Here is a 7,270-nt window from a genome sequence, read left to right as displayed (position 1 = left end):
CGCAGGCCTTGCGCAGGAAATGCAGGATGGTGCGGCGCTGCTTGATCGGGAACCAGATCGCAAAGCTCGCCTGCGGCCAACGGCCCAGGATCTCGGTCACCGAGGCCAGGATGGCCTGGTACTCGGCGTCCTGTCCTTCGTAGGGCGGGTCGATCAGGACCAGCCCGCGGCCGATCTTCACGCCGTTGGCCTTGGGCGGCAGCAGCTTCCTGTTCTGGGCATAGCCATCGGCGTGGTACACGCCCACCCGGCTGTCATGGGCGAACAGCGCCTTCAGCGAGGCCACTTCGTCGTCCTGCACCTCGCAGACCGCCATGCGGTCCTGCTCGCGCAGGGTCTGGGCGGTCAGCAGCGGCGAGCCGGGGTAGCTGATCATCGCCCCGACCGGGTTGTCGGCCTGGACCGCCTTGAGGTAGCGCTCGACCACCGCCGGCAGCGAGGGCTGGGCCATCAGCCGCATCACCCCGTCCTCGGCTTCCAGCGTCTTGCGGCTTTCCTCGCTGGCCAGCAGGTAGCGGCCGGCGCCGCCGTGGGTGTCCAGCACGAAGAACGGGCTGTCCTTGCGCTTGAAGGTGTCGAGCAGGGCAAGCTGCACGATGTGCTTGAGCACATCGGCGTGGTTGCCGGCATGGAAGGCGTGGCGGTAATTCATCGGCGCAGTGTACGGGGCGGCGGGCCCAGCGGCTATGCTGCGCGCATGAACCGCCCCCTGCACAACGTCCTGGTCGTCGAAGACGAAACCGCCATCGCCGACACCGTGCTGTACGCGCTGCGCAGCGAGGGCTATGGCGCCCAGCACTGCCTGCTCGGCGGTGGCGCGCTGGAAGCGCTGCGCCAGCAGGCCTTCGACGTGGTGGTGCTGGACGTGGGGCTGCCGGACATGAGCGGGTTCGAGGTCTGCCGCAGCCTGCGCACCTTCAGCGAGGTGCCGGTGATCTTCCTGACCGCGCGCAACGACGAGTTCGACCGCGTGCTGGGCCTGGAGCTGGGCGCGGACGACTACATGGCCAAGCCGTTCTCGCCGCGCGAGCTGGTCGCCCGGGTGCGCGCGCGGTTGCGCCGTAGCGGTACGTCGGTCGAGCAGGGTGGGTGGCAACAGCACGGCCGCTTCGCCATCGACCGCGAGGGCCGCCGTATCCGCTTCGCCGAGCAGCCACTGGAGCTGACCCGCTACGAGTACGCGCTGATGGCCGCGCTGCTGCAGCGCCCTGGCGCCATCCTCAGCCGCGCGCAATTGATGGACCGGGGCTGGGACACCGACGCCGACAGCGCTGATCGCACGGTGGATACCCACGTCAAGACGCTGCGCGCCAAGCTGCGCGCCGCCGGTGCCGACCCTGATCCGATCCGCACCCACCGCGGGCTCGGCTACGCGCTGGAGGTCTGAGCGATGCGGCTTGGCCTCAAGCTGTTCCTCGGCTTCTTCCTGATCGTGGGCATCGCCGCGTTCTTCGTGATGCGCATCTTTGTCAACGAAGTGAAGCCCGGCGTTCGCCAGGCGATGGAGTCGACGTTGGTCGACGCGGCCAATGTGCTGGCCGAGATGGCCGCCGCCGACGTCAAGGCCGGCACGATCCGCAACGGCACCTTCGTGGCCAACCTGGCCCGTGCGCAGCGCCGCGACCCCAAGGCGATGGTGTGGCGTTTCCCCAAGCGCACGCTCGACTACCAGGTGACCATCACCGATGCCAGGGGCATCGTGATCTACGACTCCACCGGCCAGGGCGTCGGCCGCGACAACTCGCGCTGGAATGATGTCTACCGCACCCTGCGTGGTGAATATGGCGCACGCTCCAGTCCGGAAACCCCGGGCGATGACACCCACTCGGTGATGCACGTGGCCGCGCCGATCCACGATCCGGCCGATGCCAAGCGCCTGATCGGCGTGCTCAGCCTGGCCCAGCCCAACCGCAGCATCGACCCGTTCATTGCGGCCAGCCAGCGCGCCATCATGAAACGCGGGGCGTGGTTGATCGGCTTGTCGGCGCTGATCGGGCTGCTGATGACCGCCTGGCTGATGCACGGGGTCAACCGGCTCAACCGGTATGCCAAGGCGGTCAGTGCCGGCGAACCGGTGCCCCCGCCCAAACCGCGTCGCGACGAGATCGGCGACCTCGGCCAGGCGCTGGAAACCATGCGACGCAAGCTGGAAGGCAAGGCCTACGTCGAGCAGTACGTGCAGTCGCTGACGCACGAAATGAAGAGCCCGCTGGCCGCCATCCGCGGCGCGGCCGAACTGCTGCAGGAGCCGCTGCCCGATGCCGACCGCGTGCACTTCGCGCGCAGCATCCAGGGCCAGGAACAGCGCCTGACCGAAACCATCGACAAGCTGCTGGCACTGGCCGAAGTGGAACAGCACGGGTGGCTGCAGAAGCGCGAGCCGATCGACCTGGGCGTGCTGCTGGGCACCGCCGCCGACGCGGTAGCCATGCGTGCGCAGTCCGTCGCGGTACGCGTGGACGTGGAGGTGCCCGACGGGTTGGTGATCCAGGGCGATGGCTACCTGCTCCGCCAGGCGCTGAACAACCTGTTGGAGAACGCGCTGGCCTTCTCCAGCGCCGAGGCCTGCGTGCAGCTCAGTGCGGCGCGCGATGGCCAAGGCGTGGTCCTGCGCGTGGCCGATCGCGGCAGCGGCGTGCCGGACTACGCGCTGGAGCGGGTGTTCGAGCGGTTCTATTCGCTGGCGCGCCCGGCCACCGGTCTGCGCAGTTCCGGGCTGGGGCTGTCCTTCGTGCAGGAGGTAGCGCGCCTGCATGGTGGGCGTGCCCAGTTGCGCAACCGCGAAGGCGGCGGTGCCATCGCCTCGTTGTGGCTGCCGTGGCGCGACCCGGCCGCGCCGATCCGGCGCTGAGCCCCGGCGGGCCGCGCACTTCACACAGACTTCAAACTCAGCACAAACCCCGCACACCGCCACCTCCGAAGCTGGCCCCCTCCCAACCGAGGACGGGCCATGAAATCCCTGAAGATGCTGTTGCGGTTCGCCATTGTCGGCGGGCTGATCCTGTTGCTGCTGATCCCACTGATGATGATCAAGGGCGTGATCAGCGAGCGCGAGGCCTACCGTAACGAGGCGTATCTGCGCGTATCGCAGAGCCGCGCGGGTGCGCAGACCCTGACCGGCCCGGTGCGCGTGGTGCCGTGGACCGAGACCCGTGAAGTGGAAGTGGTCGACGCGGCCGGCAACAAAACCAAGAGCGTACAGACCGAGCAGAGCTACTGGCTGCAAATGCCGTCCAGACTGCAGGTCGATGGCCGGATGCAACCGGACGAGCGCCGTATCGGCCTGTTCCGTGTGCCGGTGTACAGCTGGAACGCGAAGATCACCGCCGAGTTCACCGACGACGATTACCCGATCAAGGAAGGCCGCGTGTACGGCACGCCGTACCTGGCGGTGGGTATCGCCGACGTGCGCGGACTGGTCGGCTCGCCCAAGCTGCAGGTCGACGGCGCGGCGCTGACCCTGCAGCCGGGCATTGGCGAGGTCACCGGAATGGGCAAGGGCCTGCACGTGCCGCTGCGTGGCTTTGAAAACAATGCTGGCGGCGTACTCAAGGCCAGCACGCTGGAACTGGCGCTGGTGCTCGATGGCACCCGCTCGCTGGCGGTGGTGCCGGTGGGCGATGACAGCCGCATCTCGATCCAGTCGCCGTGGCCGCATCCCTCGTTCGGCGGCAGCTTCCTGCCCAACCAGCGCACCATCGGCGAGAAGGGCTTCGAGGCACAGTGGGCGGTGTCGTCGCTGGCCTCCCAGGCACAGCGCCAGCTGCGCGAGAGCAAGGACGTCGAGCCGGAGACGGTCAGCGTCGAGCTGGTCAACCCGGTGGACATCTACACCCAGGCCGATCGCGCCAGCAAGTACGGCATCCTCTTCATCCTGCTCACCTTCGTCGGCTTCATCCTGTTCGAGCTGATCAAGCGGCTGCGCATCCACCCGTTGCAGTACCTGATGGTGGGCCTGGCGCTGGCGATCTTCTTCCTGCTGCTGCTGAGCCTGTCCGAGCACATTCCGTTCTGGTTGGCCTACGTGGTTTCGGCGGTGGCCTGCATCGGCATACAGGCGGTGTACCTGTCCGGCGCATTGAAGAGCTGGGTACGCGGGCTGGGCTTTGCCGGCATGCTCACCGTGCTGTACGGCGCGCTGTACGGCCTGTTGATCTCGGAGAACAACGCGCTGCTGATGGGGTCGCTGCTGCTGTTCGGCGTGCTGGCCACGGCGATGTGGATCACCCGCAAGATCGACTGGTACGAAGTCGGTGCGAGCCTGAAGTAAGGAGTACGACATGAGCTGGCGCCAAGGGTTGCGGCAACGCGCGGGGCAGGGCATTCCCGCGCTGCTGGAAGTGGATGCACTGCTGCAGGCCAGTGGCGTGCTGGCGGCCTTGCCGGGGGCGCGGATCGCCCCCGGCCTGGTCCGCTTCAAGCTGGCCGAGCGCACCTGCGAAGGGGTGCAGCGCCAGGGACTGGCGTGGTTGTCCGGGGCGCGGCAGGGACGCGGCGCGCTGGGCGGACGGGTGCCGCGCTACCGGGAGTGGAAGGCCGGCAGCGCGGCATTGACCGAGATCGGCATCGATGGCCTGCCAGCGGATTGGCCGGCACACGCAGCGGTATTCGGCTGCACCAGCGTCGATCGCCGCCACTGGTTGTTGCTGTTGCCGGCACACGCACAGCTGTGGCTGGGCTGGAATGGTTGAGCGCGTTCCCGCATGCATGACCGATGGGACGGGGGCACGGCGCGCGTGCTGGCTAGACTCAAGGCCTTGACGAGTGATGCCGAAAGGCCGGGGTACGACGTGCTGAAGTGGGGCGTGCTGGCGATAGCGCTGGCGATGGGTGGCAATGCAATGGCGCAGCAGCGTGAGGCGGTAGACCTGGACATGGTCAGCCGTATCCGCCAGGAAGCCTTCCATCGCTCGCAGGTCATGGCCACCTTCAGCCACCTCACCGAACGGATCGGCCCGCGCCTGACCAATTCGCCGGCCATGAGCGAAGCCAACCGCTGGAGCCGCGGCAAGTTCACCGAATGGGGCCTGGTCAACGTCCGCGACGAAGGCTTCGACGCCTTTGGTCGGGGCTGGGAGTTCAGCAGCGCCACCGTGGAAATGCTCAGCCCGCGCGTGGCGCCGTTGTACGCGCTGCCCAAGGCGTGGACGCCGGGTACCAACGGCACCGTCGAAGGCGAGGTGGTCAAGGTCGACATCAAGAAGATCGCCGACCTGGAGCAGTACAAGGGCAAGCTGACCGGCAAGATCCTGCTGCTCAACGACGCACGCGACTACGCGCGCGCCAGTCAGTCCGATTCGCACCGTCACGATGATGCCGGGCTGGCCGAGCTGCAGGTGTTCGCGGTGCCCAAGGACGTGGCCGACGCCAAGGCGGACCGCGCGAAAAAGGCCAAGGAGTACCTGGAGAAGCAGGAACTCGCGCGGGCCACCAACGCCTTTTTCGCCGAGCAGGGCGTGCTGGCCACGATCAGCATCAGTGGCTGGGACAACGGCATCATCCGCGTGGGTGGCGGCGGCTCGCGCAAGGCCGGCGAACCGGTCGGCGTGCCTGAGCTGGCGATGATGGCCGAGCACTACAACCCGCTGGTGCGTGCGGTCGAGCAGAAGCAGCCGGTCAAACTGCGGGTCAACGTGGAGGCGCGATTCACCGATGCCCAGGACCAGCCGGGCTACAACACGCTGGCCGAGATCCGGGGCAGCAGCAAGGCCGATGAGATCGTCATGCTCGGCGCGCACATGGATTCCTGGCATACCGGCACCGGTGCGGCCGACAACGCCGCTGGCGTGGCGGTGATGATGGAAGCCATGCGCATCCTCAAGGCGGTGGGCGCCAAGCCCAGGCGCACCATCCGCGTGGCGTTGTGGAGCGGTGAAGAGCAGGGGCTGGTCGGTTCGCAGGACCATGTGTCCCGGCATTTCGCCCGCTACCCCGAACCGACCGACCCGGCGCAGAAACTGCTGCCGGCTTCGATGCGCGAACCGACCGGCGCGCTGCAGCGCCAGCGCGATTACGACAAATTCTCGGTGTACTTCAACATGGACAACGGCTCGGGCCGCTTCCGCGGCATCTATGCGCAGGAAAACCTAGCGGCGGTGTCGATCTTCGAGGCCTGGCTGGCCCCGTTCCACGACATCGGCGCCACCACCGTGGCCACCCGCAACACCGGCAGCACCGACCACATCGCCTTCGACCGGGTCGGCCTGCCCGGCTTCCAGTTCATCCAGGACCGGCTGGACTACTTCACCAACGTCCACCACAGCAACCTGGACACCTGGGACCACGCCGAGCCGGAGGATCTGAAGCAGGCGGCGGCGATCGTGGCGTCCTTCGTCTACWACGCGGCGATGCGCGAGGAAAAGATGCCGCGCAAGCCGTTGCTGGCGCCCTGAGCGGGGTGGGGCGCGGGCTGCCATGGGGGCCGCCTGCGCCAAGCGTGACGGGCGATTCCCCGGTTTCCGGCCGGGACAGGTAAAATTGCCGGGATTCCAGCTTCCCGCCTCGAGCCCTCCATGACCTGCCGCACCCGTTTCGCCCCCAGTCCCACCGGTTACCTGCATATCGGCGGCGCCCGCACCGCGCTGTACTGCTGGCTGGAGGCCCGTCACCGCGGCGGCGAATTCGTGCTGCGCATCGAAGACACCGACCGCGAGCGCAGCACCCAGGGGGCGATCGACGCGATCCTGGAGGCGATGGACTGGCTCGGCCTGGGCTACGACGAGGGCCCGATCTACCAGACCCAGCGCGTGGCCCGTTACCTGGAAGTGGCCGAGCAGCTGGTCGCCGACGGCAAGGCCTACTACGCCTACGAGACGCGCGAAGAACTGGACGCGATGCGCGAGGCGGCGATGGCCAAGCAGGAAAAGCCGCGCTACAACGGGGCCGCGCGTGACCTGGGCCTGCCGTACAAGGACGACCCGAACCGCGTCATCCGCTTCAAGAACCCGCTCGAGGGCACGGTGGTGTTCGACGACCTGATCAAGGGCCGCATCGAGATCGCCAACAGCGAGCTGGACGACATGGTGATCTTCCGTCCGGACGGCTTCCCGACCTACAACTTCGCGGTGGTGGTGGACGACTGGGACATGCGCATCAGCGAGGTCATCCGCGGCGACGACCACATCAACAACACCCCGCGCCAGATCAATCTGTACGAGGGCATCGGCGCACCGGTGCCGAAGTTCGGCCACATGCCGATGATCCTGGACGAGCAGGGCGCCAAGCTGTCCAAGCGCACCGGCGCGGCCGACGTGATGCAGTACAAGGACGC

The 7,270-nt window shown here is 67.6% G+C and carries 7 protein-coding genes; 6 read left to right on the top strand and 1 reads right to left on the bottom strand.

All coding sequences use genetic code 11. The features are described 5' to 3' along the window. Positions 1-652, bottom strand: a 652-nt coding sequence (locus AC1DQP_RS13710) for a 23S rRNA (adenine(2030)-N(6))-methyltransferase RlmJ (RefSeq protein WP_478051799.1), incomplete at its 3' end; no start/stop codon positions are given. A gap of 45 nt (positions 653-697) precedes the next feature. Between AC1DQP_RS13710 and creB the strand changes: the two genes are divergently transcribed. The 6 genes from creB to gltX form a co-directional block, all read left to right on the top strand. Then, positions 698-1,387 (top strand): two-component system response regulator CreB, encoded by a 690-nt coding sequence (gene creB / locus AC1DQP_RS13705; RefSeq protein WP_256776465.1) that lies wholly within the window; start codon positions 698-700, stop codon positions 1,385-1,387. A 3-nt stretch (positions 1,388-1,390) separates the two neighbouring features. Further along, a complete protein-coding gene (gene creC / locus AC1DQP_RS13700) occupies positions 1,391-2,851 on the top strand; it encodes a two-component system sensor histidine kinase CreC (RefSeq protein ID WP_478051798.1) in 1,461 nt (486 codons plus the stop codon). 99 nt (positions 2,852-2,950) lie between these two features. After that, the gene (creD, locus tag AC1DQP_RS13695; protein ID WP_457319548.1) at positions 2,951-4,270 is read left to right on the top strand and encodes a cell envelope integrity protein CreD; all 1,320 of its coding nucleotides are present in this window, start codon (positions 2,951-2,953) and stop codon (positions 4,268-4,270) included. 10 nt (positions 4,271-4,280) lie between these two features. Next, on the top strand, positions 4,281-4,691 hold the full coding sequence (locus AC1DQP_RS13690; protein WP_256776469.1) for a hypothetical protein: 411 nt from the start codon (positions 4,281-4,283) through the stop codon (positions 4,689-4,691). A gap of 99 nt (positions 4,692-4,790) precedes the next feature. Further along, complete coding sequence (locus tag AC1DQP_RS13685) at positions 4,791-6,392, top strand: M20/M25/M40 family metallo-hydrolase (protein ID WP_478051800.1); 1,602 nt, start codon at positions 4,791-4,793, stop codon at positions 6,390-6,392. 120 nt (positions 6,393-6,512) lie between these two features. After that, positions 6,513-7,270 (top strand): glutamate--tRNA ligase (gltX, locus tag AC1DQP_RS13680; protein ID WP_478051797.1); only part of this gene is annotated, 758 nt, incomplete at its 3' end.

The sequence above is a fragment of the Stenotrophomonas sp. P5_A8 genome (assembly GCF_056400545.1).
The sequence above is the reverse complement of the archived record's forward strand: the minus strand, read 5'-3'. Positions and strand labels throughout refer to the sequence as shown.